Consider the following 24625-nt stretch of genomic DNA (forward strand, 5'->3'; position numbering starts at 1 on the left):
TACCATGCGGTCGTCGCCGAGCCGGCTGCGTTACCTCTTCACCTCGACGCGGGGCCTGGTGCTGCTGGCCATCGGCCTCGTGGCCCTGGTGACGGCGATCTGGAGCACCCTCTCCGGCCCGATGGTGGAGTGGGGCGTGAAGGACTTCGTGGTCCGCACCCTGGGCATGCGGCTGGTGGAGGCCGAGCGGGAAGGCCGGATCATCACCCTCTACCACTCCATCGCCTTTGCCGTGGTGGCCGTGCTCGTCTACCTCATGACGCACGTGATCCCCATGCGGCCCCACCAGCGGGCCCAGATCAACGGGACCATCACGGTGGGCTACATCCTGGCCATGGTCTCCGGGCTCATCTTCGGCTACTTCAGCCGCAACTGGATCTTCCACGGCCTCTTCCTGGTGGCCCAGGCCCTGATCTTCTGGGCCGGGTGCCTGCTGGCGGCGGCGCTGTGGCCCTGGGGACGGGAGTTCCGGCAGCCTGACCCGGCCTATGCCCGGACCCGGGGCGGAGTGGACCTGGAGCGAGTCGCCTTCTTCGTCATGGCGGTCTCCACCCTGGGCTCCGCAGCCCTCGGCGGCATCTCCGGGGCCTTTTTCGGCAACGGGTTCCAGTCGTTCCTGGCCGAGGACCTGGTGAGGGAGCCGGTCAAGGACCTGCTGCAGAAGGCGGTCATCGGCCATCTGCACATCATGCTGACCCTCATCTGCATCGCCACGGCGCTCATCATCGGCCGCTGGTTCGACTTCAAGGGCATCCTGCACAAGATGGCCATGCCCCTCATGATCTTCGGCACTGTGGTCATCACCCTGGGCGCCTGGTCGGTGGTGGTCACGCCCCATGCCCACACCATCATCTACGTGGGTTCGGTCTTCGTGATGCTGGCCGCCCTGTTCCTGGTGATCTACGGCTGGCAGCGGCTGATCCGGGAGCGCACGGCGGAGCTGGGCCTCGGCCGGCCGACGTTCGGGCAGAAGCTGGCCGCCCTGCTCCACGACCCGCTGCGGTTCGGGGCGCTGTGGCAGATGGTCTACATGAACTTCGTCGTGAGCGGCGTGGGCATCTTCATGGCGATCAAGCTGGACGAGATCTTCCGGGTGTGGCCCCACCGGGAGGAGCGCATCGCCCTCACGGGCCACTGGCACGCGCTGTCGCTGCTCACGGCCACCATCCTGCTCTGCTACTTTGCCGACATGATGGGGCTCCGGGGCCGGGTCCGCCGGTGGTTCGGCTGGGTGCTCATCCTGGCCTCGGACGTGGCTCTGGCCGGCGCGACGCTCTTCTCGATCAAGCGGCTGTTCGTGACCGAGTACGGCCAGCAGGTCATGGTCAACTGGCTGATGCTCGCCATCGACTTCGGCCTCGGGGCCATCCTGGTCACGCTGGCCATCCTGCTCATCTGGCGGCTGACTGACCTGTTCCGGAAGACAGGCCGCTGGGCAGCGGAGGCCGGGGAGGAGGTGAAGGCGGAATGAGGCGGTATGCGAGAGCGGCGGTCTGGCTGGTCCTCGCAGGGCTGCTCCTGGCCTGCAACCGGGAGCCCTCGGTCCCGCCCGGGTTGGGGCTCTACACCGAGCCCGGCGCCGATCCGGAGGCCTGGGTGCGCATCCCCGCCGGCCCCTTCAAGATGGGACGGGACGAGGCAGAGACCGTCATCGCCGCCGACTACGAGATCATGGTCACGCCCGTGACGAACGGCCAGTACGCCGCCTACCTGGAGGAAGCCCTGGCGAAGGGCGAGGTGCGGCTGGAAGGCGGCAGGGTGCTGGGCCCGTACCCGGGCGAGCCGTTTCACGGGGCCAAACACGAGAAGGCGTACCCGGCCGGCGATTACCTGCACATGGTCCTGGATGACCCTGCGAGCCGCATCGTCCTGGAGGGGGACACGCTGGCCGTGAAGGCCGGGTACGAGCACCATCCGGTCACGATGGTGAGCTGGTTCGGCGCCCGGGCCTACTGCGAGGCCATCGGCGGCCGGCTGCCCACCGAGGCCGAGTGGGAGAAAGCGGCCCGGGGCGAGGATGGCCGGCCGTACCCGTGGGGCGAGGGCATCGCCCCCGAGTACGCCAACTACTACCACAGCCGCGACCCCTTCGAGACGGCGGAGGGCTACAGCGACACCACCCCTGTGGGCTTCTACAACGGCTCCCGGTACGGAGAGTTCCAGACGGCCGACGCCGCCAGCCCCTACGGCCTGTACGACATGGCGGGCAACGTGGCCGAGTGGACCGCCGACGACTACCCCATGATGCACTACCGGTTCCTGCGGGGCGGGAGCAAGGCGAACTACGGCTACGACCTCCGGGTCTGGAGCCGGAACAGCGCCGAGCCGGAGTACGTGAGCCCCAATGCCGGCTTCCGCTGCGTGCGCGCTCCGGAAGGGAGTGGATAGTGCGATGCTGCAGAAAGCGCGGGACTACGGGTCGCTCATCAAGGGCAAGCAGACCCTGCTTCTGCTCTTCACCGGGTGGGTGGGCTACGCCAGCGGGATGAAGGGGGCGGCCGGCCCGGACCTCACCTGGCCCCTGCTGGGCAGTCTCTTCCTTGCGGTCTCCGGGGTGACCGTGCTCAACATGGTCTACGACCGTGACATCGACGCCGTCATGGCCCGCACCCGCCACCGCCCGCTGGCGGCCGGCCGGCTCAGCCCGTGGGAGGGGCTGGCCTTCGGCGGGGCGATAAGCGCCGCGGGCCTCCTGTGGGCCTTCCGGCTCGACCCGCTGTTCGGCCTGGTGGTGCTTTCCGGGTGGCTGCTGGACGGCGTGGTCTACACCGTCTGGCTCAAGCGGCGGACCCCCTGGTCGGTCATCTGGGGCGGCCTCTCGGGCGGCATGCCGGTCCTGGCGGGCCGGGTGCTGGCCACCGGCCAGGTGGACGGGATCGGCCTCCTGCTCGCCCTGGCCGTGCTGCTCTGGATCCCCACCCACATCATGACCTTCAGCATCAAGTACGCGGCGGACTACGCCGCCGCCGGCGTGCCGGTCTTCCCCAACGTGTACGGCGTGCGGGCGACCCAGGCCGCGATCAGCCTCTCCACGGTGCTGGCCGCGGCGACGATGACCGGCATCGCCTGGCAGCTGGTGGAGCGCCTGGGCGTGATCGCCGTCGACGCCGCCCTGGCGATGGCGCTGGTCGGCCTCGGGGCCAACGCCCTGATCCGCCCGTCGGTGCAGGTGAACCTCCGGCTGTTCAAGTTCGCTTCGGTGTACATGGTCTTCGCCATGGGCCTCCTGCTGCTCTAGACCCGGTTCCTGGGACAGCGCAGCGCCCCGTCGGTCCGGAAGGACGGACGGGGCGCTGTGCGTGTGCAGATCTGGCGCCGGCGGATCACTTATCCGCCAGGAGGGGGAGGAAGCTGGTGCCGAACTCGGGCGAGGGAGCCCACAGGTGGTCGCAGACGGTGGCGGCCACGTCGGCCAGGGTCGCCCGGACCCCGAGGGGAACGGGGCGCACGCCGGGGCCGGCGACCAGCAGGGGCACCTGCTCCCGGGTGTGGAGGGCGTGGCCGATCAGCGGGTCGTTGCCGTGGTCGGCCAGGATGATCAGCAGGTCGCCGGGGCGCAGCCGGTCCAGGAGCCGGGCGATGCCCCGGTCGGCACGGGCCAGGACCTCCGCGTAACGGACCGGGTCCTGCTCGTGGCCCATGAGGTCGGTCTCCTGCACCGTCGCGGCGATGCAGCCGCCGTCGGGCATCCGCTCCAGCTGCGCCAGCACCTGCTCCAGCACGGCGTCGGTGTCCACCACCGGGTCCCGCCAGCGGGCGCCGGGGCACTCGACCACGTCGGCCATCTTGCCGATCATCGCCACCGGCAGCCCGGTGGACGCCACCAGGGAGGGGGCCTGGACGGCGGGGTCGATGCCGTAGCCCAGGTGCCTCACCCGGTAGTGCTCGTTGTAGATGTGCAGGGCCGGCGTGACGACGCCGGTCTGGCCTGCCGGGGTGACGCGCGTGTGGGCCAGGATATCCTCCACGGTGATGCCGACGCCGCCCAGGGCGATCACCCGGCTCACCTGCACCACCTGCCGGACCAGGCGGCCCACCTCCAGGATCCGGTCGAAGGGCACGGCGTCCAGGGGGCCGGTCACGTTGTAGATGCGGCCGGGGTCGGTCTCCAGGTTGTCCCCCACCAGGATCTGCCCGTCCACCAGCAGGGCGGAGCCGCCCGGAACGGCGGTCTCGACCCGGTGGCCGGCGCGCGCCAGGTGGGCGCGGACGCCCTCGGCGACCTCGGCAAACAGTCCGGTCACGGGCCGGCGGGGGCGGTTGCCCTGGATCTCGTTGTGGCCCGCGAAGGTGTCGGCCCCCCAGTGGGCCAGGTTGCAGCGGCCCCAGGCGGCCTGCGGCGGGCCGGGCGGCTGCAGCCCGGCCTCCGGGGCGATGTGGGCGAGCCCCAGCCGCAGCAAAGTCGGGATCTGCAGCGAGGCCCCGGACCGGACCAGGCTGGCCAGAGTGTGGGCCCCGGCGTCCCGGGGCTGTACCTGTGCCACGTCTTCCATGGCCCCGACGCCGAAGCCGTCCAGTACCAGTACGATCGCTCGTCTTGCCATAACGATAACCCTTTCCACTAAAGCGACAGATCCAGGGGCCGGTTGGCCCGGTCGTACAGGCCGGCCAGCCGCGGGGCCCCTGACTGAATGCCCTCCACCAGCGCCAGGTTCGCCCGGGCGGTGAAGGCCTGGGTGCGGAAGGCGGCGATGACGGGCTCGCCCTCCCGGGCCCGGGGGTCGTCGAGGGTCAGGTAGTAGTCGATGTTCTCGGCGGCGGGGCGGTGCAGGGGTGCGCGGCGCATCTCGGCGCCCACCAGCGCGCGCTGCATGTGGCCCCGGGGATAGCTGCCGCCCCCGTAAGCGTAGGCGCGCCCGCCGTAGGTGTGGGAGACCTCCGTGAGGTAGACGATGGCGGGCACCTCGGGCTGGTCGGAGACGGCGTGCAGCGGGGTCGTGCCGGTGAGCGCATGACCGGGTTCGCCGTGGGTCGCCCCCGCCTGCCGGAGAATCGGCAGCGTGGCGGCGCACGTGAGGGAGGGAGCGTTCACCTGCGCAACCTCCATCCCCAGCTCCTCCCGCAGCAGCCGGGCCGCCCGGGTCAGCGCCTCCAGGTTGGGGGTGGGGGTAGGACGCCCGTCCTCGGCCACGAGGCAGGGGAAGGCTGTCACGCCCGCCACCCGGACGCCCGGCAGCGCGCGGATCGCCCTCGCCACCTCGGGCAGCTCGTCCAGCCCGATGCCGCCCTCCTGGCCGGGGTGGAAGCAGCCGGCGGCCACGCGCAGCAGCAGGTCCTGCCGGAGCCCGAGCCGGACGGCGGCATCGCTCACCGCCCGGGCGTGGCCGAGGCCGAAGACGGTCATCACCTCCGGCCGCCAGGAAAGCACCTGCGGCAGGAACGCCCGGGGGATCTGCACCAGGTGGCCCACGTGGCCCAGCGGGACGCCGGCCTCCCGGAAGGCCCGGGCATCGTCGATGTCCACCGCGACACCCCGGGGAATCCCGGCCCCGGCCACCGCCGCAATCACCTGCGGGTTCCGGTTGAGCTGCTTGGACATGAAGTAGAGCTGAACTCCCTCCCGCCGGGCCGCTTCGGCCAGCGCGCGGGCGTTGGTGCGAATGGCATCCAGGTCCAGTACATAGGTGTTGGGCGGCAGCCGCCCCTCGGCGTGCAGACGCAGCGCCGCGTCGATCAGCCGGGGGTTCCGGCGCACGGTCACCTCCAGGAACATCCACTTCTCTCCTCTCGGGCTGAACCTCAGCCGACGGTCAGGATGCGCCGCGGGTTCAGCACCAGCATCTGCTCCAGCTCCGCCTCGCTCACCCCGGCTGCCCGCAGCTGGGGCACCAGACGGTCGAAGAGGTAGCTGTAGCCGTATCCCCCGTTGGCCTTCAGGTGGGAGCGCCGGGTCACGTCCATGGAGAGGACCACCCGGTCGCCCAGGCCCCGCTCCAGCATGCCCGTGATCAGCCGGACCCGGACGGCGTCCGGCATGTAGGCCTCCTTGCCGGCCGTGTCGTAGGCCACCGTGGCGCCCCGGCGGGCCAGGGCCACGTGGGTCTCCAGGTCGTCGGCCAGGTCCTGGTGGCCGATCACCACCCGGGCCGGGTCGACCCCCAGCGACTCCAACAGGTCCAGCTGCTCCCGCCCCATGGTCCCCAGGGTGCAGTGGGTGGAGATGGGCAGGCCGGTCCACTTGTGCACCAGGGCCACGGCCCGGAAGACCTTGGCCTCGTCCGGGCGGATCTCGCCCTTCGAGGTGCCGATCTCGGCCAGGATCCCCGGCTTCACGGCGGTGCCGTCCATGCCCTCTTCGATCTCCCGCATCAGCTGCTCGGCCAGTGCCTCCGCCGATTGCTCCGCCACGTACGGCGGGTGATAGGCCTGCTGGTAGAAGCCGGTGGCGGCGACGATCTGCAGCCCGGTCCGGCGGGCGACCTCCAGGAGCAGGTCGGGCCTGCGCCCCATGCCGTGGCAGGTCACCTCCACCAGCGCCCGGCCACCGGCCTGCTGCAGGTGTGCCACCTCCTCGCAGGCGAGATCCAGGTCGTCCAGCACGGTGTCCGGGTCGTTCTTCCGGCCGGAGAGGTCGATGAAGAGGTGCTCATGCATCAGCGTGGGGCCAAGTTCCTTCGGGTCCAGGGGGCCGAGAACGGTCATGATATGGGCCATGCGGCAACCTCCCCGGTGTTGGCGTTGGTGTCACGGAAGCTGAAAGAAGTAACGCTCAAAGAGCGGCGGCATTCGCAGGGATGGGGCCAGCAGGTCCGCCGCGGCCAGGGCGCGGGCGGCACCCACAGGCCCGGGCGGACCAGCCAGGATCAGGCCCGACGCGAGGCGGGGCACGGGCAGGGCGATGCCCGTGCAGGCCATCACGTTCAGCGCCCGGAGCAGGTACTTGCCGCCCCGCGCCTGCAGCGCGGCGCCGGGCAGGCCCAGCGAGCCTACCACCGAGTCGCCGAGGCCGTACACATCGACGGGCCCTTCCAGGGTGACGGCCAGGTCGGCGGCGTCCCAGAGTTCCCCCAGCAAGGTCATGGACCGCTCGCGGGCAGCGATGCCCGCCATGTCCACAGCGACGGGTTCCGCCCCGGCCGCCCACAGCGCCCCGAGCCAGGGCTCCAGTTCCGCGGCCATGTCCGCCCCGTCGGGCAGGGTCACCGAGCCGGGTTTCGGCACCGCGACGCGCAGCCCGGCCACGGGCGCCGCAGGCGGCTGCCCGGCGCAGGTGGCCCGCAGCAGGGCGGCAAAGCCGGTGCGGGCGGTCGCCCAGTCCCGGCCGATGATCCCCAGGGAGGGCCGGAAAGAAAAGCCGTCCGTGGAGACGCGCTCCACCGGACAGGTGAGGCCGAGGCCGGCGCCGATCACGCCGGCCAGGCCGGTGGCGAGGGCTGGGCCCAGCACGGAGCCGCCGCCGTCGGTGCCCACGCAGAGGTCGATGATGCCGAGCAGGATGTTCACCGGGCCGCCGCTGGTCGAGCCGGTCATGGGCCTGCCGGTGAGCGGGTTGGTCAGGCCGGTGTCGACCGCGCGCCCGCCGGGCGCGGCCCGGTCCACCGTGAGCCACGCCAGGTCCGGTTCGGCGGCCAGCCGTCGGCGGAGCGTCTCACCGATGGCGGCGGTGTCCTTGATGCCGAGGCGGAGCACCCCATCGCCGGGTTCCGCGGCGTCGGCCCCGGGCGCCAGAGCGACCACCGAGCGGCCCAGCTGCGCCCGGGCGGCCGCCAGCGACCGGCGCCAGCGGGGGGTCACAGACCCTCCGGGCGGACCAGGGTGATCAGGTGCGCGGTGAGGTAGCCGATCTCGCCCTCCGGCACCACAACGCCCAGCTGCCGCCCGGCCTCCCCGGCCACGGTCTCGCTGACGAACGCCCACTCCTCCGGGTAGGCCTTGACCTCGGCCAGTCCCTCGGCCACCATGGCTTCGATGGCCTCGCCCGAGCGCAGCCGCTCCAGGGCGATCGCCAGATGGGTCGTGAACATCGCACCGTTCTCCTCCGTCAGGACAATCCCGTAGCGCTCCTCCACCCGCGCCAGGATCCGCCGGGTGAGCTCCGCCACCTCCGGGCTGATCTGCCCGCTCTCCTCCAACAGCCGGAGCCGCAGTTCCAGCGACACGGGTCTCACTCCCCTGCCTGTTCTTCTGTCAGTACGAGGGGATCCGCTTCCCCTCCAGCACCTCGTCCTGCACGCGGCGCACCACGGCAGGGTCGATGATCTCGGGCAGCAGCCGCTCCAGGTCCGGGCGGTTGGCGTCGATGACCAGGACTGCCTCCGACGACGTCTCCGCAATCCGGCGCGCAGCCGGGCTTTGCAGCGGCATGGAATGGATGTCCATCGTGCCCGAAGTGAACTCGTCGAGGTTCCAGATCGCGGCGTCGATCTGGTGCTCCCGCAGACGCTGCAGCAGGTGCGAGTACGGTACCTCGACCAGCTCCACCTGCTTGCCCCGGCACTCCTCCGCTGTCAGCCAGGCCTGGTCCAGCGTCTGCGGGTCGACGCCCACCCGCATCCCGTCGGTGATGCCGCTGAACTGCGGCCCGGCCAGCAGGATGCCGTGCTGTGAGACGAAGGTCTGCGGCCCCAGGCCCATCGCGATGACGACGCCCCCTTCCGCCGCGGCCAGGTCGGCCGACAGGCGGGAGAGGACCGCGAAGTCGGCCTGCCCGCGGCGGAGGGCCGCGATGCGGCTGCGCGCACCCCGCATGTATCCGATGCTGAAGGGGATGTCGCTCTGCCGCACCGCTTCGTAGAGACCCGAGGCCAGCCCCTCGTACCGCCGGGTGTAGGGGAGGGGCATGAGTCCCAGCAGCGACGTGAGCCCCGCGATTTCCCGGAGCTTGCGGTAGTCCGCCTGCACCAGGAACGTGCCCATGTGGCCCCGTGCCTCCACCTGCACCGCCCCTGCGTCGACCAGCGAGCGCAGGGCGTTCTGCACCGTGCCGTGGCCGGTTTCACACCGCCGGGCGTAGTCCTGCACGCGCGGGATGCGGTCGCCGGGCCGCAGGGCGAGCAGGTCCGCAGCGATCTGCACGGCCACGCGCCCGTACTTGCGGTAGAGGTCCGACTGCCACTGGTTCATGCACCGTCCCTCCCTGGTTCGGGGGGCGGGGGAAGCGCCCCGCCCCTCCGTTGTCTCCTACTATGCATCCTGTACTACGAGGCAGGCGGTGTGAAGAGGGTAAGGACCTTCAGGATGTTGATCAGGATGCCGGTCACGATGGCGGCCACGGGCCCGATGGCCAGCCGGTTCACGGGCAGCCCGGCCGCCTCGTTCAGCACGACGATCGCCGCGACGACGAAGTAGCCCAGACCCGGCGCCATGGCGTTGCCGGCGATCATGCCGCCGACGAGCAGGGCGATCTCCAGGACCTTCGTCATGGCCGTGCGGATGTGCTCGCCGGCCTGCCGGACGCCCGGGAACCGGTCGAGGAAGCGGGCGATCCAGTCGAGCAGCATGACCTCGATGAAGATCATGAGGGCGCCGAGGAGGGCGGCGATGATCCAGTGCGGAGAGAAGAAGCCCACGGCGAAGACGAAGGTCATGCCGACCGGGCCGTAGACGCCGGTCGCGATGGCCGTGGTGGCCACCAGCGGCACGAAGCCGATGCCCCGGGCCAGAGCGGCGATGGCGGCGTCGGTGACGTTGCCCTGGGCGGCCAGGTTCAGGCTGATCGGGTCGCCCGCGACCGCACCCAGGTTGGCGGCGGCGGCGACGAGGGCGCCCATAATGGAAAGGACGATGACGTTCTGCTTGATGCGCTTCACCCGATCGGAGAACACCGCCGCCAGGCTGGTCTCGGTGCTGACCTCGGCCTTCTCACGGGCCGCGTAGATAAGCAGCAGGATCATGCCGACGACCAGGGCGGAGCCCTCGGGGTTCAGGTTGATGCTGGCCGAGCCGATGGCGATCGGGCTGAACCGAACGACCAGCTGGCGGACCAGCATCTGCAGGGCCAGGGTGAGTGCACCCGGCTTCCACCCGTGGTGGAGGGCGACGGCCAGGGCCGGGAAGACGGCGAAGGCGGTGACGATGGGGGAGCTGACCTGGCCCAGGGCGTCCAGGAAGTTGACGGGCAGCAGGGCGAAGGCGTCAACCACCGCCTGCAGGCCGACGATCAGCAGGGCGCCCCAGGCGGCGCCGAGCCCGGCGGCCAGCCACTTGTTGGGCGATGAGGTACCGATGATGTCGGTGGCCAGGAAGACGCTGTGGATGAGGATGAGATGGCTGGTGAGGGAGAAGGGGATGCCGAATCCGATGACGAGGCCGAAGCTGAGGGCGAAGGACGTGAGCGCCAGCTCCCGGCGCTTCATGCGCCCTTCCAGAAACTCGGGCATCAGGGGACGGAGGCCGTCGTTGAAGACGGCGATGCCCTGCTGGGACAGGTAGGCGGCCAGGCCGCCCATGAGGGCCGCAACCACAAGCTGAAGCAGATCCACGCGTCATCTCTCCTTTACTGCTTCATGGCGGCTTCCACGGAAAGCCGGAGCACTCGCAGGACCGTCCCGGCCCCGGCCCGCATGGGGTTGATGCGGATCAGGAACGGAGCCAGGTCCGGCCGGTCGGCGAGAAAGGTGCCGGATGCGCGGTAGAACATGGCAGATACCTCGTAGCGGGATTCGGCGCCCACCGGGTGGGGGGCGGCCCCGTAGCGGGGCGCTGCGGCCAGCACCCGGTCGGCGATGGGCTCGGCCAGCCGGACCAGGGCGACGCGGGACTGCGCGCTGGCCACGGCGGCCGCAGCCACGCCCGGGACCTCGCCGGCGTTGAGTCGGTCAACCACCTCCTGTACCACTTGCGCCTGCAGGGCCAGTGCCACGGGGGCGTAGACCAGGGACCGCAGCGCGTCCATCGCCTCGGGGCCCTGCACCTGGAGCCCGCCGGAATAGGCGTCGCGGTGGATGCGCGCGATGAGGTCTGCCTCGCCGGCGACGCACCCGATGCCCTCGGGCCCCAGGAGCTTGAAGAGCGAGAAGGTCGAGGCGGTAGCCCCCAGCTGGACGCCGATCCGGGGCACCTTGCAGACGGCGTAGTTGTCGTCGGTGACGATGGGCAGTCCGGGCGCCGCCTCCCGCAGGGTGCGGATGACCTCACCGAGGTCGTAGCGGTCGTCCATCCGCTGCCGGGTGTGCTGCACCAGGGCCAGGTCGGCTTCCCTTGCCTTCCGGGCCAGCTCGTCCGGATCGTGGAAGTCGGCCTGGAGCACGTCCAGTTGCATGGCCTCGATGGTGCAGCGGGTCGTCGGGTAGATGGGGGCCCGGTGGACGAGGATCCGGGTGGCGCCGGGGATGGCCTGCAGGGCGGCCCGCAGCGCCCCGGTGCCTGCCCCCCGCACCAGTGCAGCGGCCTCTGCGCCGAAGAAATCGGCGAGGACCTGTTCCACGCGGGCCGTCGTTCGCGGCCGCCCCAGGCCGGGCGCCACACCCAGGTCGCCGGCCTGCAGGATCTCATGGCCGTCAAAGTGGGTGTGGATCAGGTCGACCAGCCGCCACTGCATGGCTGCAGCCTCGGCCAGGGAGAGGGCGGGGAGGGGGTGCGTGACCAGCGGCATCATGCCTGGCCCCTCTCGAGGATGGCGCGGACGATCATGGGCACGGCCTGCTCGGCGTGGTCGGCCGTAAAGGCAAAGGCCTTCACCCCGGCTGCCACGGCGCTGCGGATCTCGTCCTCCTTCGGCGGGCGGCCCGGCATGGAGACGGTGAGGCACTGCGCCTTGCCGAGCATGGCGATGGCCATGGCCAGCCCGCCGCCGCCGGTGTGGCAGGCGCCCAGGTAGTAGTCGGCCTTGCCTGTCTTCACCTGCATGGCCGCCTCCAGGTCGCTGGTCTCCGTGACCTGCACCGCGTCGCCACCCAGCCGGCGCACCATCTCGGCGATCTTCTTCTTGTCCACCTGGCCGCCTATGGCGAAGCGAATCAACCCAATCCACCCCTTCCAGTCTACAGTTTCCTGTATATTATACAGTGGACGTCTGGACGCGGTCAACGTGGTTTTCGGAATTGAGCCCATTGGTCGCTGCTGCCGGCCGGGGGCGTACGAAAGTCTAGTCAGGGGGCGCAAATCAGGGGAAGTCCGCCCGGGGCGCGATCGGCGAACCCGCCCGGTGATCAGCAGGAAAAACAGGCCCCGTCGGTCAAATGACTGACGGGGCTTGCGCATCCTTCTAACCGACGCGGGAGGAGTTGAGCGGATGATCTACCTGGAGACGGGCACCACGGATCCTTACTTCAACCTGGCCTTCGAGGAGTTCGTCTTCGAGCAGATGGACCGGAGCCGGTCCTACTTCATCCTGTGGCAGAACGAGAACACCATCGTCGTCGGCAAGCACCAGAACACGTACGAGGAGATCAACCAGCCTTACGTGGAGGAGCACGGCATCCGGGTCGTCCGGCGGCTTTCGGGAGGCGGGGCGGTCTACCACGACTCGGGCAACCTGAACTACACCTTCATCGTGGACAAGGACGCCGCGCCGGACTTCAACTTCAAGGTCTTCACCGTACCGGTCATCAAGACCCTGGAGCGGCTGGGCGTAAAGGCTGAGTTCACGGGCCGCAACGACCTCACGATCGACGGGAAGAAGTTCTCCGGCAACGCGCAGTACGTCAAGCGGGGGCGCATCATGCACCACGGCTGCATCATGCTGGACTCGAACCTGGAGGTCGTGGCCAACGCCCTGAAGGTCCGGGAGGCCAAGTTCCAGTCCAAGGGCGTGAAGTCGGTGCGCAGCCGGGTGACCACCATCAACGCCCATGCGCCCCGCCCGATCACCATGGAGGAGTTCAAGGGCCTGCTGAAGCGCTACATCCTGGAAGCCGAGGGCCTCGAGCCCATGGCGCTCACCCCGGAGCAGCTGCAGGAGGTCCGGCGGCTGCGCGACGAGAAATACGCCACCTGGGAATGGAACTACGGCGCCTCGCCGGCCTACGACGTGCGGGTGGAGGAGCGGTTCGACTTCGGGCTGGTCACCGTCTACCTGCAGGCGGACAGGGGGCGCATCCAGGGGGTAAGGATCTACGGCGACTTCTTCAGCAGCGCCGAGCTGTCTGAGCTGGAAGCCGCCCTGGTGGGGCTGCCGCTGGACGAAAACCTGACGGCGGCGCTGGAGCGGCTGGACGTGGGGCGGTACATCCAGGGCATGACCGCCCGGGATCTGGCCCGGCTGCTGCGGCCGTAATGGGACGAACAACCCCTGCCGCATGCAAGCGGCAGGGGTTTTTCAGGTTGAAGACAAAATCCGGGTAACCCCTCGCGGGTGCCCGGATTTTGTTGTACAATGGCAACATAAGCAGTATCTGGCGGTGGTGAATGCGGTGCTTCGGGAACATGGACATGCTCAGCGCAAGTATGAGCTCGTGCTGATCGAAGACTTGGTGCCCCAAGATCATTTGCTCCGGAAGATCCAAGCGATACTTGATACTGACTTCATCCGGGAACGCACGGCCAGGTTCTACAGCGACCGGGGGCGACCGGCCATCGATCCAGTAGTGCTGGTGAAGATGGAGCTCATCGCATACCTCTTCGGCATCCGATCGGATCGGCGTTTGGTCGAGGAGATCCGGGTCAACGTCGCCTACCGCTGGTTCTTGGGGTTGGGGCTTACCGATCCGGTCCCGCACTTCACCACGCCAGGTAAGAACTACAGCCGTCGGTGGAAGGACTCCGGCCTGTTTGAGGAACTGTTCGACCATGTCGTCAAGCAGGCCATTGATGCCGGATACATCGATGGTCGCATGATCTTCACCGATTCCAGCCACCTGAAGGCAAACGCCAACAAGCGTCGGATTGCCAAAGAAGGTACGAAAGGCGTTACCCTGGAGGACATCGCCAGAGCCCGGGAACGGCACCTGGCGGCTCGTCGGGCCGAACGGGAAGAGTGTGCGGCAAATGATGATACGGAGGATGGCTTACTGGCCGCAGTGAACGCTGACCGCGAGGCCCACGGGCTGAAGCCCTTGCCCGAACGCAAAGAAGACCCGCAGCCGGATCTGTCGGTTGACGAGATGACGGTCAGCCTGACGGACCCGGAAGCGGCGATGCTTCGCCGTGAGGGGAAGCCTGACGGGTTTCACTACCTGCAGCACCGCACCGTCGATGGTCGCCACGGCTTCATCCTCGACGTGCTCGTCACGTCGGCGGCGATGACCGACGCCCAGGTTTACCCCACGTGCCTTTCCCGTGTTGACCGGCACGGGCTGAAGGTCGAGAAGGTTGGAGTCGATGCCGGGTACAACACCTTGGAGGCTCTGCACCTGCTGTCCAAGCGAGGGATTCAGGCTGCGGTAGCGCATCGCCGTCACTCTTCGCCCAAGGAACTGATGGGCAAGTGGCGCTTCAAGTATGACGCTTCACGGGATGCCTACCGCTGCCCGGCCAAGCAGTGGCTGACGTACGTCACCACCAACCGTGACGGCTACCGAGTCTACCGATCCGATGCTTCGGTTTGTGCGTCGTGTCCACTCCTTGGCCAGTGTACTCGCTCCACCACGAAGCAGAAAGTGATCCATCGCCACCTCTACGAGCACCTGCGGGAAGAGGCGCGGGAGTTTGTGAAGACGGATGAAGGGCAGCGCCTCGCACAGCGTCGGCGGGAAACGGTAGAGCGCAGTTTTGCCGATGCCAAAGAGTTGCACGGTCTGCGGTATGCGCGATACAGAGGCCGAAAACGTGTGCAGCACCAGTGCCTGGTGTCGGCCCTGGCGCAGAACTTGAAGAAGCTGGCCCTCTTAGAGAGCCGGCGATCTTCGTATGCCTTGAGCGCCTAAGGATACCGGGAAAGACCCTCCGTTTCCCACTTCCCCAGCACCCAACTGAGGCAAATCCAGGCGAATTTCTGGAAGTACATACCAAGAAGCGCTTCCTGTGAGCCGCTGAGCGGCCACAAGAGGCGCCTTTGTCTGCAGCCTGAAAAACCCCTGCCGCATGCAAGCGGCAGGGGTTTTTCCGAGTGTGTTACCGGCCCACGAACATCTGCGTGAACATCATCCCGTACGGGCCACCCTCGACGATCCCGATGCCGATGTGGGTGTAGTTCGGGTTCAGGATGTTGGCCCGGTGGCCGGACGAGTTCATCAGGGCGGTGTGGGCCGCCTGAACCGACCGGTTGCCGGCGATGTTCTCGCCCGCGGTGCGGTACGAGACGCCGTAGCTCTTCATCATGTCAAACGGCGACCCGTTAGAACACTCGTCCACACATAAGGTTTGACTGTCATTGAGATTCACTCTGTTTCAGAGAAACAGCCTAGCCCGCCAGTCTTTTAACACAAGGCTTGAAGGACTTGCTTGTCGGCTTCTCGTACCTTACCTCTGGAAACTCGAACAGGTGGGAGGAGGAGTTGGAACCAAAGTTCGCTTCGCAATTCTGAGCCTGGTTAGGGATTCTACCTCTATATCCGGTGAGTCGATGCCACGTTCCGGCAGGACCTGAGTCTGATCCGGTGTTTTGATGACCCACGGGCTTCAAGCCTGTATGCCGCAAATAGGAGTGGAGAGTATGAAGCTGCGTTCGCGTCTTATGAGTCTTGTCTTGTTCATACTGCTCTTGCTGGCGGCTGGGTATTATGTCACAGGGTCACTAGACTTTTTTCTGGGGGCCTTCTGGTCAAACGCTGCGTTGATTGCCCTACTTCTAGGTGCGTTAGTAGACCAGCCCTTTTTTTCGAAGGATGCCAACGTCTTGCTCAACACAAGTGCAGCTGCCATATCCCTCCTTGGGGTTCCCAAGGAGGAGCGGGGAACCTTGTGGTTGGTATTGGTTGCTCTCTGTATTGTCATGATGGCCCTGGCCTATGGGTTAATGTGGGCACTGAGTAAGGTGGACCCCATTGTCAAGACACGATTTTGGCCTTGGTTAAGCTACACTCGCCTCCTCTCATGCGGGCATCAAGGGTGCGAAACAGAACATTCTGCGTTACCAGCTTTAGAAAGCTGCACCTGGCACTAACAGGGTCGGAATGCAGGTCCTGGGTGGTTCCGCACCCTTGCCCCTGGAAACCATCAGGGGCGGGCTTGTTAGGTTACTCAGCTGGCGAAGGGGGGGCGGTCAGGACCGGCGTCAGCCGCCCGAAGGGCCGGAGCGCAGCGGAGGGTCTTGACGGCCACCCGGAGCCGGCTATCATCAGCCAGGCCCGACCCCGAGGGCAGCCACGAGGACTATAGGCCCGCGGCGTATACCTCGGCAGGCGTCCGGTAGTCAAGGGCCTGATGGACCCGCTGTGTATTGTAAAGATTCAGGTACCTACCGATCCCTTCACGGGCCTCTCGGGGACTCGCGTATTCGTTGAGGTAGACCTCTTCATACTTGAGACTGCGCCAGAGCCGCTCCGTGAAGATGTTGTCAGTGTATCGGCCCTTGCCGTCCATGCTGATCTGTACGCCTGCTGCTTGGAGCAGGCGAATGTAGGCGGGGCTGGTGAAGTGGCTGCCCTGGTCGCTGTTCATGATGGTGGGCTGAGCTGTGGAGAGCGCCCGCTGCACGGCTTCAAGCACGAAGGGCATCTCCAGGGTCTGATCGAGCTGCCAGGATACCACATACCGGGAGTACCAGTCCAAGATTGCGACGAGGTAGAGCCACCCCCTCTGGAGTCGGATATAGGTGATGTCAATCCCCCAAACGTGATTGGGGCCAGTGATCTGGAGACCTCGGAGTAGGTACGGGAAGACCTGGTGCTCTTGGTTTCGTCGACTGAGGTTGGGGCCCGGGCAGATGCCGGCGATCCCCATCTCCCGCATATGGCGCTGAACCGCCTTACGGTTCACCTGCAGCCCTTCCCGGTGCAGTATCGCCGTGATGCGGCGGGAGCCATAGAAGGGGCATTCGGTGTAGATCTCGTCGATACGCCGCTTGAGAGCCAGCTCGTCCTCAGAGGGCTCCACGGGCTTATAGTACAGGCTGGAGCGGTTCAGACCGAGCAGCTCGGCCTGAGCCTTCACCGACAGCTCAGGGTCATGGAAGTCAACCAGCGCAAGGCGTTCTTCCCTAGTCAGCTCGGATGCCTTTTTTTCCCAGCCAAGCTAACTGAGTAGTCAGCCGGCCGATCTCGGTATAGAGCTCTTCGATCTTCTTCTCGTAGTCCGCCTTGAGGGCGGCCACGTTGTCGGTCCGTTCAAACAACTGCGGCATGCTGGCTATCACATGGTTCTTCCACCGGTGCAACTGAGTGGGGTGGATGCCATACTCAGATGCTAATTCAGACACCGTCTTCTGTTCCTTGAGCATTTCCAGTACGATCTGTGTCTTAAGGTCGGGTGAGTGTCTCTTTCTCATGGTTGGATTGTAGCTTATCAATCGCCTTTTTCGTGTCTAGTTTTCTGGGTCCACTATAAAGTGCGGAGCATCTGCCGCCTGGTTTGTTACGGCAGCAGCGACGACAATCTGCGTATCGGCATCGACGACGGCCTGGGCGTTGTACCCCTGGATGAACTGCTTATCAGAGCCTTTCATGATCCGGGAATCGGGATCCGTAAAGTTGCGCTGCGCTGTTGGTGCGGGTTCTGCCTTCGGCCGCTTCCGCCGACGACCGCCCTTGGGCCCCTTGGGTCCCGGCTCCTCGGGAGGCTCATGTTCGTCAGCGCCGGCCCTCAGGCGCGCTTCGGCTTCCAGAGCAGCCTTGGCTTCTTGAATCTTGGCCAGCCGCCGCTCACGGAAGCGGAGTTCTTCGGGCAGTTCATCCCCACGACGATGTGGGCCGAAGCGGTGATCCTCGACCTGGTCAGCTTGCTCGGCTTTCTGGAGCAGCTCTGCGATCTCCGCCTTCAGGCGTTGTTCTTCCTCCACCATCCGGCTATAGCTCATCGCCTTGTGCTTGGAGGCGTTGGCCTTGATCTTGGTGCCATCCAAGGCCACATGACCCAGGCGAACCAGTCCGGCCTTCTTGCAGATCTTGACCACTTGCAGGAACAGGTCGGAGAGGGCCTTTAGATGCCGCTTCCGGAAATCGCTGATCGTCCGGAAGTCGGGCTGGTTGTTGGCCGCAAGGACGCGGAAGGCTACGTCCTCCTGCAGCCGGCGTTCGATCTTGCGAGAGGAGTAGACGCCGTTGCAGTAGGCGTACAGCAGCACCTTGACCATCATCCGCGGATGGTACGGTGGGTAACCTCGCAGCTCTCGCTCGTATGTCCGTTCGATTTGGCTTAGATCGAGTGAGTCCACGACATCACTCAGGAAATAAGCGAAATGGTCATGCGGAAGCCAGTCCTGCAGGGCAGGGGGCAGCAGCAACAGCTGATTGGGCGATACGGTCGATACGTCTTCTTGCTCATGATGAAGACATTGGACACCCAACCCTTTTGCTCCTACAGAACTGGCTTACTCAGACAGGCTCCTATACCCCCATAAGGGAGAGCCGATGGCGTTATGCTTCTATTGCACGACAAAGTTGCTGCGACTTGAAGCCCTGAAACTGTTGATGCACCATGGGTTTTCAACGCGGATATTGCGACCGAGCCGCGCTGTTAATAGACTTTCCCATGGGCTTTTCATCCTTTGGCTGCAATTAGGCCCACTGTCGCCACAGGTAGGGATGCGGTGGGTCAGTCATCACTACTGCGATGTAGCTGGATGATGAAAGCGAGCGCCACCACGGCCAGGATGCACAGTTCTACCAGAGTGATGATAGTCACTCCCCGCTGGTCGCGATGGCCGAAGGGAAAAACGTTAACTACCGTACCAGGATTCATCGTTGCGATCACAAGGAGCTGAAACATGAGATGGAACAAGCCGAAGATCAGGATGGTCAACAGCCACTTGGCTGAAGGAGACAATGTGGCACCTCCCTATCTCCATCTTGGAAGCCGAAACTCGTCTTGTTAAGGTGGACCCCATTGTCAAGACACGATTTTGGCCTTGGTTAAGCTACACTCGCCTCCTCTCATGCGGGCATCAAGGGTGCGAAACAGAACATTCTGCGTTACCAGCTTTGGAAAGCTGCACCTGGCACTAACAGGGTCGGAATGCAGGTCCTGGTGGTTCCGCACCCTTGCCCCTGGAAACCATCAGGGGCGGGCTTGTTAGGTTACTCAGCTGGCGAAGGGGGGGCGGTCAGGACCGGCGTCAGCCGCCCGAAGGGCCGGAGCGCAGCGGAGGGTCGTGACGGCCACCCGGAGCCGGCTATCATCAGCCAGGCCCGACCCCGAGGGCAGCCACGAGGACTATAGGCCCGCGGCGTATACCTCGGCAGGCGTCCGGTAGTCAAGGGCCTGATGGACCCGCTGTGTATTGTAAAGATTCAGGTACCTACCGATCCCTTCACGGGCCTCTCGGGGACTCGCGTATTCGTTGAGGTAGACCTCTTCATACTTGAGACTGCGCCAGAGCCGCTCCGTGAAGATGTTGTCAGTGTATCGGCCCTTGCCGTCCATGCTGATCTGTACGCCTGCTGCTTGAAGCAGGCGAATGTAGGCGGGGCTGGTGAAGTGGCTGCCCTGGTCGCTGTTCATGATGGTGGGCTGAGCTGTGGAGAGCGCCCGCTGCACGGCTTCAAGCACGAAGGGCATCTCCAGGGTCTGATCGAGCTGCCAGGATACCACATACCGGGAGTACCAGTCCAAGATTGCGACGAGGTAGAGCCACCCCCTCTGGAGTCGGATATAGGTGATGTCAATCCCCCAAACGTGATTGGGGCCAGTGATCTGGAGACCTCGGAGTAGGTACGGGAAGACCTGGTGCTCTTGGTTTCGTCGACTGAGGTTGGGGCCCGGGCAGATGCCGGCGATCCCCATCTCCCGCATATGGCGCTGAACCGCCTTACGGTTCACCTGCAGCCCTTCCCGGTGCAGTATCGCCGTGATGCGGCGGGAGCCATAGAAGGGGCATTCGGTGTAGATCTCGTCGATACGCCGCTTGAGAGCCAGCTCGTCCTCAGAGGGCTCCACGGGCTTATAGTACAGGCTGGAGCGGTTCAGACCGAGCAGCTCGGCCTGAGCCTTCACCGACAGCTCAGGGTCATGGAAGTCAACCAGCGCAAGGCGTTCTTCCCTAGTCAGCTCGGATACCTTTTTTTCCCAGCCAAGCTAACTGAGTAGTCAGCCGGCCGATCTCGGTATAGAGCTCTTCGATCTTCTTCTCGTAGTCCGCCTTGAGGGCGGCCACGTTGTCGGTCCGTTCAAACAACTGCGGCATGCTGGCTATCACATGGTTCTTCCACCGGTGCAACTGAGTGGGGTGGATGCCATACTCAGATGCTAATTCAGACACCGTCTTCTGTTCCTTGAGCATTTCCAGTACGATCTGTGTCTTAAGGTCGGGTGAGTGTCTCTTTCTCATGGTTGGATTGTAGCTTATCAATCGCCTTTTTCGTGTCTAGTTTTCTGGGTCCACTATAGAGCTTTGCAAACGGGCGTCCTACTCAACGTCTTACAGCACTTGCACGTATCACTCGTCATGTCGGGTCACCGAGAGTGCTGTTCTCAACCCTGTTTCTATGGTCCGTCATACGGAAGTTCGGAGTCGATACATTTGAATCGAACATTTTGTTTCTTTACTGGTCTGTCTTCCTTACATACGACCTCTTGGGACTCTCGAGGTTACTAGACAATTTGCTTTACCCATCGCCAGAGGCAAATGACAACCAGAAGTGGGGGGTTGTGGAATCGATCAGTGAACCTAACCTGTTGCGAGTGAGACTTGAGCCTAACAGTCCACTGCGAGTTGGTGACAGAGTAGGCGTAGGCATCGACCCTGACGAGGCCCTGGTGTCGGGTACTCTTGTCGAGGACAGGACATTGGTAGGAAAGAGAATAGGAATCATTCTTATGGATCATCACCAGGGAGAAAGGGTACAGGCAGCTCTTGCCACGGCCAATTCGCCTCTAGGGATCTTCAAGACCGAAAGCTGGAAGCCGTCTTCGATTCAAGGTGTGGTGGAACCCGGTTCCACCATTTCCACACTACGTACTGCCGTAAGGCCAGATGCCCAACTACGAACAGGACAACTCTTGCAGGTGGAAGCTCCTGACGGGAGATGGATTTACTACCAGGTCACCCAGGCGACCGTTCAAAACGTTAAAGTAGAAGGTACTGATGACTCTTTCCAAGTTGTAGCTGTCCAAGCGCCACAACTCGGTTGCTGGAATCGTACCAAATCTTGTTTTGAACCATATCCGTGGGTGCCCCCCGCCGGGCGCGCCGTCCATGCCGTGGCCGAATACTCCGGTGAGGACTCTGACCCGCTTCCAAACGGAGTGTTTAGTATCGGACATGTTCCTTCCACTAAGTTTCGGGTCGGCATTAACATAAACGATTTAGTAACGCACAATACAGCTATTTTAGGCGTAACGGGTAGCGGCAAATCATATCTGTCATTCAGGCTAATCGAAGCTATGGCAGCGCAGGGCATCAAAGTCCTCGTTCTCGACCCGAGTCGGCAGTATATGCCATTCCTGCAAAAGTTGACTCCAACAAAGATCACCAACCTGGAAACGCTCCCGTCTTGGATCCAAGGGGAGTCCACTTTAGGTATCTACGAGTTTGACACTAATAACAGTTGGACCCCTCCCCGAATTACTTCCTCCATTGTTGAAAAAGCATACGAATATGTATCCTCCTCAGTGACCCTAGAGGTGAGCGTAGACGTTCCAGCGAGGCTTTGCTTAGTGCTTGAGGAAGCACATTCCTTGATTCCTGAGTGGAATCAGGTTGTCGATAGGGACGACTCGAATTACGTAAACAGGACAGCGCGGGTTGTTCTCCAGGGTAGAAAGTATGGCCTGGGAGTGATGGTGATCACTCAACGTACTGCAAATGTTACCAAGACCATTCTTAACCAATGCAATACGGTTTTCGCGTTGCGCATGTTTGACCAGACGGGTCTGGATTTCCTTGCAAATTACGTAGGAGACCAATTCGCTCATACCATTGCATCCCTGCCTCCAAGGCATTGTGTGTTGGTTGGCAAGGCGTCGCTGTCTCCTCAACCGATCGTTCTTGAACTGGATACAATTACTAAGGACTACTGGCTCGTTTCCGCTTCGCCTGCTCAACAGGTAGCGGTTGCTGAACACTAGGCGTGGCCAGCGTTACTCGTGTTTGTGTCCCTGGCCGATCTCCTAGCTCTAACAAAGAGAAACAGCCGCCATCCAACAACTAACAGCCTTGTGAGTTTTGTCTTGTTGATACTGCTCGTACTGCACTGCCCTACTATGACAGGGCCACTAGGCTTATGTCCGGGGGCCTTCTAGCTCAAGTTTCGCGTGAATAACCCGGACTTCGTGCAATGGAAACCCATTGAAAAAGCATCAGTCAGAACCAATGATACATGGTGGGAGTTGCCCCTCCTAAACCACCATGTGGAGGTTCGACTGATGCAGTCTCATGGTACGACACCCAACATCGCTGCGCAAGCCATCAAGTCCACCACCCGACATGGTTTTCTCGTCGCTCTTGGCTGGGTAGCTCAAAGGCTCAACCTGGTTGAGATCCTGAATCGGCACCTGCGCATCAAGCAGAAGACCTACGCCCACACGCCGGTTGACAAGGTGGTCGAGGCGTTGGTTGCCATTCTCGGCAACTGTCGCTACATGAAGGATCTCAACTTCGACCCTGAGCCGCTGGTTGCCGATCCTGCCGTAGCTCAAGCCTGGGGGCAGGAACGTTTTGCTCACTTTTCCACCGTCTGTGCGACCTTCAGCAAGCTGACGGAGGAGAACGTTCAGCAGCTTTCCGACGCACTCGCTGAGATCCAGGCCCCGCTGCTTCAGCAGGAGGTGGCTGCCGTAGCAGGTGCAGACCGCTCCGGAATGGTCATCGTCGACATTGACCTCACCGGCCAGAAGGTTCGGGGCGAGACCAGGCAGTACACCGGTACCGACTTCGGCTACATCCAGGGGAAGTTGGCCTAAGGTGGACCCCATTGTCAAGACACGATTTTGGCCTTGGTTAAGCTACACTCGCCTCCTCTCATGCGGGCATCAAGGGTGCGAAACAGAACATTCTGCGTTACCAGCTTTGGAAAGCTGCACCTGGCACTAACAGGGTCGGAATGCAGGTCCTGGTGGTTCCGCACCCTTGCCCCTGGAAACCATCAGGGGCGGGCTTGTTAGGTTACTCAGCTGGCGAAGGGGGGGCGGTCAGGACCGGCGTCAGCCGCCCGAAGGGCCGGAGCGCAGCGGAGGGTCTTGACGGCCACCCGGAGCCGGCTATCATCAGCCAGGCCCGACCCCGAGGGCAGCCACGAGGACTATAGGCCCGCGGCGTATACCTCGGCAGGCGTCCGGTAGTCAAGGGCCTGATGGACCCGCTGTGTATTGTAAAGATTCAGGTACCTACCGATCCCTTCACGGGCCTCTCGGGGACTCGCGTATTCGTTGAGGTAGACCTCTTCATACTTGAGACTGCGCCAGAGCCGCTCCGTGAAGATGTTGTCAGTGTATCGGCCCTTGCCGTCCATGCTGATCTGTACGCCTGCTGCTTGGAGCAGGCGAATGTAGGCGGGGCTGGTGAAGTGGCTGCCCTGGTCGCTGTTCATGATGGTGGGCTGAGCTGTGGAGAGCGCCCGCTGCACGGCTTCAAGCACGAAGGGCATCTCCAGGGTCTGATCGAGCTGCCAGGATACCACATACCGGGAGTACCAGTCCAAGATTGCGACGAGGTAGAGCCACCCCCTCTGGAGTCGGATATAGGTGATGTCAATCCCCCAAACGTGATTGGGGCCAGTGATCTGGAGACCTCGGAGTAGGTACGGGAAGACCTGGTGCTCTTGGTTTCGTCGACTGAGGTTGGGGCCCGGGCAGATGCCGGCGATCCCCATCTCCCGCATATGGCGCTGAACCGCCTTACGGTTCACCTGCAGCCCTTCCCGGTGCAGTATCGCCGTGATGCGGCGGGAGCCATAGAAGGGGCATTCGGTGTAGATCTCGTCGATACGCCGCTTGAGAGCCAGCTCGTCCTCAGAGGGCTCCACGGGCTTATAGTACAGGCTGGAGCGGTTCAGACCGAGCAGCTCGGCCTGAGCCTTCACCGACAGCTCAGGGTCATGGAAGTCAACCAGCGCAAGGCGTTCTTCCCTAGTCAGCTCGGATACCTTTTTTCCCCAGCCAAGCTAACTGAGTAGTCAGCCGGCCGATCTCGGTATAGAGCTCTTCGATCTTCTTCTCGTAGTCCGCCTTGAGGGCGGCCACGTTGTCGGTCCGTTCAAACAACTGCGGCATGCTGGCTATCACATGGTTCTTCCACCGGTGCAACTGAGTGGGGTGGATGCCATACTCAGATGCTAATTCAGACACCGTCTTCTGTTCCTTGAGCATTTCCAGTACGATCTGTGTCTTAAGGTCGGGTGAGTGTCTCTTTCTCATGGTTGGATTGTAGCTTATCAATCGCCTTTTTCGTGTCTAGTTTTCTGGGTCCACTATAGCCCGAGGCTATCAGATCGCAGCCGCCTTCCTCAGCGGGAAGCAGCAGCGCTTTGCCATCGACGGCCTTCTCAAGTCCGGCAAGGCCAACAGCCGTTCCGGCGCCTGCCTGCTCGAACTGATTCCCAGGATCGAAGCCCGGATTGGTCGTCCCCTGCGGCGAGTCGAATGGGTCGAGGCATGCCTGGCTCAGCAGAAGGCTCGGGTCAGGCAGCTGTATCAGCAACTGCAGACGGTATCAGGCAAGGGCAGCGCCCGCCGGAAGCAGAAGCTGCAGCGTGAGTTCCAGGAGGAGGTTCAG

General features: G+C 64.1%; 20 protein-coding genes and 2 pseudogenes. 7 read left to right on the forward strand and 15 right to left on the reverse strand.

Annotated elements, in window-relative coordinates; genetic code table 11:
- Positions 1-4: 4 nt before the first annotated feature.
- The 3 genes from ACZ5UM_RS07600 to ACZ5UM_RS07610 are packed head-to-tail and all read left to right on the forward strand — an operon-like array spanning position 5 to position 3238.
- A complete protein-coding gene (locus ACZ5UM_RS07600) occupies positions 5-1471 on the forward strand; it encodes a hypothetical protein (protein ID WP_464847951.1) in 1467 nt (488 codons plus the stop codon).
- Positions 1468-2388 (forward strand): formylglycine-generating enzyme family protein, encoded by a 921-nt coding sequence (locus tag ACZ5UM_RS07605; RefSeq protein WP_464847953.1) that lies wholly within the window; start codon positions 1468-1470, stop codon positions 2386-2388. Before ACZ5UM_RS07600 ends, ACZ5UM_RS07605 begins: the two co-directional genes overlap by 4 nt.
- 4 nt (positions 2389-2392) lie before the next feature.
- Positions 2393-3238 (forward strand): UbiA family prenyltransferase, encoded by an 846-nt coding sequence (locus ACZ5UM_RS07610; protein WP_464847954.1) that lies wholly within the window; start codon positions 2393-2395, stop codon positions 3236-3238.
- 85 nt (positions 3239-3323) lie between these two features.
- Here the strand turns inward: ACZ5UM_RS07610 and ACZ5UM_RS07615 are convergent, their stop codons facing one another.
- From ACZ5UM_RS07615 to ACZ5UM_RS07655, 9 genes are all read right to left on the reverse strand, one after another.
- Positions 3324-4544 (reverse strand): phosphopentomutase, encoded by a 1221-nt coding sequence (locus tag ACZ5UM_RS07615; protein WP_464847955.1) that lies wholly within the window; start codon positions 4542-4544, stop codon positions 3324-3326.
- Positions 4545-4561: 17 nt separating this feature from the next.
- On the reverse strand, positions 4562-5713 hold the full coding sequence (locus ACZ5UM_RS07620) for an alanine racemase (protein ID WP_464847956.1): 1152 nt from the start codon (positions 5711-5713) through the stop codon (positions 4562-4564).
- A gap of 26 nt (positions 5714-5739) precedes the next feature.
- Positions 5740-6654, reverse strand: coding sequence for a phosphotriesterase family protein (locus ACZ5UM_RS07625; RefSeq protein WP_464847957.1), 915 nt, complete (start codon positions 6652-6654; stop codon positions 5740-5742).
- A 30-nt stretch (positions 6655-6684) separates the two neighbouring features.
- Complete coding sequence (locus ACZ5UM_RS07630; protein ID WP_464847958.1) at positions 6685-7734, reverse strand: hypothetical protein; 1050 nt, start codon at positions 7732-7734, stop codon at positions 6685-6687.
- Positions 7731-8099, reverse strand: coding sequence for a PRD domain-containing protein (locus tag ACZ5UM_RS07635; RefSeq protein WP_464847959.1), 369 nt, complete (start codon positions 8097-8099; stop codon positions 7731-7733). Before ACZ5UM_RS07635 ends, ACZ5UM_RS07630 begins: the two co-directional genes overlap by 4 nt.
- Before the next feature lie 28 nt (positions 8100-8127).
- Positions 8128-9063, reverse strand: coding sequence for a GntR family transcriptional regulator YhfZ (gene yhfZ, locus ACZ5UM_RS07640; protein WP_464847960.1), 936 nt, complete (start codon positions 9061-9063; stop codon positions 8128-8130).
- 74 nt (positions 9064-9137) lie between these two features.
- Positions 9138-10421, reverse strand: coding sequence for a YhfT family protein (locus ACZ5UM_RS07645; protein WP_464847961.1), 1284 nt, complete (start codon positions 10419-10421; stop codon positions 9138-9140).
- A gap of 14 nt (positions 10422-10435) precedes the next feature.
- Positions 10436-11536, reverse strand: a complete 1101-nt coding sequence (locus tag ACZ5UM_RS07650; RefSeq protein ID WP_464847962.1) for an aminotransferase — start codon at positions 11534-11536, stop codon at positions 10436-10438.
- Positions 11533-11901, reverse strand: a complete 369-nt coding sequence (locus ACZ5UM_RS07655; RefSeq protein ID WP_464847964.1) for a DUF2620 domain-containing protein — start codon at positions 11899-11901, stop codon at positions 11533-11535. Before ACZ5UM_RS07655 ends, ACZ5UM_RS07650 begins: the two co-directional genes overlap by 4 nt.
- A gap of 271 nt (positions 11902-12172) precedes the next feature.
- Here ACZ5UM_RS07655 and ACZ5UM_RS07660 point away from each other — a divergent pair, with 271 nt between their 5' ends.
- Together ACZ5UM_RS07660 and ACZ5UM_RS07665 are read left to right on the forward strand one after the other, a co-directional pair.
- A complete protein-coding gene (locus ACZ5UM_RS07660; RefSeq protein WP_464847968.1) occupies positions 12173-13156 on the forward strand; it encodes a lipoate--protein ligase in 984 nt (327 codons plus the stop codon).
- Between the two features lie 136 nt (positions 13157-13292).
- Positions 13293-14744, forward strand: a complete 1452-nt coding sequence (locus ACZ5UM_RS07665) for an IS1182-like element ISSyth2 family transposase (protein WP_464848308.1) — start codon at positions 13293-13295, stop codon at positions 14742-14744.
- Positions 14745-14931: 187 nt separating this feature from the next.
- Here ACZ5UM_RS07665 and ACZ5UM_RS07670 read toward each other — a convergent pair whose 3' ends face one another.
- The 5 genes and pseudogenes from ACZ5UM_RS07670 to ACZ5UM_RS07690 all read right to left on the reverse strand — a co-directional run bounded on the left by ACZ5UM_RS07670 (position 14932) and on the right by ACZ5UM_RS07690 (position 20242).
- Positions 14932-15201, reverse strand: coding sequence for a CAP domain-containing protein (locus tag ACZ5UM_RS07670; protein WP_464847971.1), 270 nt, complete (start codon positions 15199-15201; stop codon positions 14932-14934).
- 930 nt (positions 15202-16131) lie between these two features.
- A protein-coding gene (locus ACZ5UM_RS07675; protein WP_464848310.1) for an IS3 family transposase occupies positions 16132-17245 on the reverse strand; the annotation gives its coding sequence in 2 pieces (ribosomal slippage) (positions 16132-16975 and positions 16974-17245; 1116 coding nt in all).
- A gap of 54 nt (positions 17246-17299) precedes the next feature.
- Positions 17300-18240, reverse strand: a pseudogene (locus ACZ5UM_RS07680) (IS1182-like element ISSyth1 family transposase); the annotation flags it as partial.
- A 270-nt stretch (positions 18241-18510) separates the two neighbouring features.
- Positions 18511-18741, reverse strand: a complete 231-nt coding sequence (locus ACZ5UM_RS07685) for a hypothetical protein (protein WP_464847972.1) — start codon at positions 18739-18741, stop codon at positions 18511-18513.
- A gap of 387 nt (positions 18742-19128) precedes the next feature.
- A protein-coding gene (locus ACZ5UM_RS07690; RefSeq protein WP_464848312.1) for an IS3 family transposase occupies positions 19129-20242 on the reverse strand; the annotation gives its coding sequence in 2 pieces (ribosomal slippage) (positions 19129-19972 and positions 19971-20242; 1116 coding nt in all).
- Positions 20243-20730: 488 nt separating this feature from the next.
- Here ACZ5UM_RS07690 and ACZ5UM_RS07695 point away from each other — a divergent pair.
- Positions 20731-21981, forward strand: coding sequence for an ATP-binding protein (locus ACZ5UM_RS07695; RefSeq protein ID WP_464847973.1), 1251 nt, complete (start codon positions 20731-20733; stop codon positions 21979-21981).
- Positions 21982-22278: 297 nt separating this feature from the next.
- A pseudogene (locus ACZ5UM_RS07700) lies at positions 22279-22812 on the forward strand (transposase); the annotation flags it as partial.
- A gap of 341 nt (positions 22813-23153) precedes the next feature.
- On the opposite strand, the gene ACZ5UM_RS07705 reads toward ACZ5UM_RS07700, so the two are convergent.
- A protein-coding gene (locus tag ACZ5UM_RS07705; RefSeq protein ID WP_464848312.1) for an IS3 family transposase occupies positions 23154-24267 on the reverse strand; the annotation gives its coding sequence in 2 pieces (ribosomal slippage) (positions 23154-23997 and positions 23996-24267; 1116 coding nt in all).
- Positions 24268-24625: the final 358 nt, after the last annotated feature.

It is taken from the genome of Symbiobacterium ostreiconchae (genome assembly GCF_055396975.1).

Bases quoted from the DNA above. Each gene is read 5' to 3' on its own strand.
- ACZ5UM_RS07625 (WP_464847957.1), bottom strand. From the start codon at position 6,654: ATGGCCCATATCATGACCGTTCTCGGCCCCCTGGACCCGAAGGAACTT.
- ACZ5UM_RS07600 (WP_464847951.1), top strand. From the start codon at position 5: ATGCGGTCGTCGCCGAGCCGGCTGCGTTACCTCTTCACCTCGACGCGG.
- ACZ5UM_RS07660 (WP_464847968.1), top strand. From the start codon at position 12,173: ATGATCTACCTGGAGACGGGCACCACGGATCCTTACTTCAACCTGGCC.
- yhfZ (WP_464847960.1), bottom strand. From the start codon at position 9,063: ATGAACCAGTGGCAGTCGGACCTCTACCGCAAGTACGGGCGCGTGGCC.
- ACZ5UM_RS07650 (WP_464847962.1), bottom strand. From the start codon at position 11,536: ATGATGCCGCTGGTCACGCACCCCCTCCCCGCCCTCTCCCTGGCCGAG.
- ACZ5UM_RS07610 (WP_464847954.1), top strand. From the start codon at position 2,393: ATGCTGCAGAAAGCGCGGGACTACGGGTCGCTCATCAAGGGCAAGCAG.
- ACZ5UM_RS07620 (WP_464847956.1), bottom strand. From the start codon at position 5,713: ATGTTCCTGGAGGTGACCGTGCGCCGGAACCCCCGGCTGATCGACGCG.
- ACZ5UM_RS07695 (WP_464847973.1), top strand. From the start codon at position 20,731: ATGGATCATCACCAGGGAGAAAGGGTACAGGCAGCTCTTGCCACGGCC.
- ACZ5UM_RS07615 (WP_464847955.1), bottom strand. From the start codon at position 4,544: ATGGCAAGACGAGCGATCGTACTGGTACTGGACGGCTTCGGCGTCGGG.
- ACZ5UM_RS07605 (WP_464847953.1), top strand. From the start codon at position 1,468: ATGAGGCGGTATGCGAGAGCGGCGGTCTGGCTGGTCCTCGCAGGGCTG.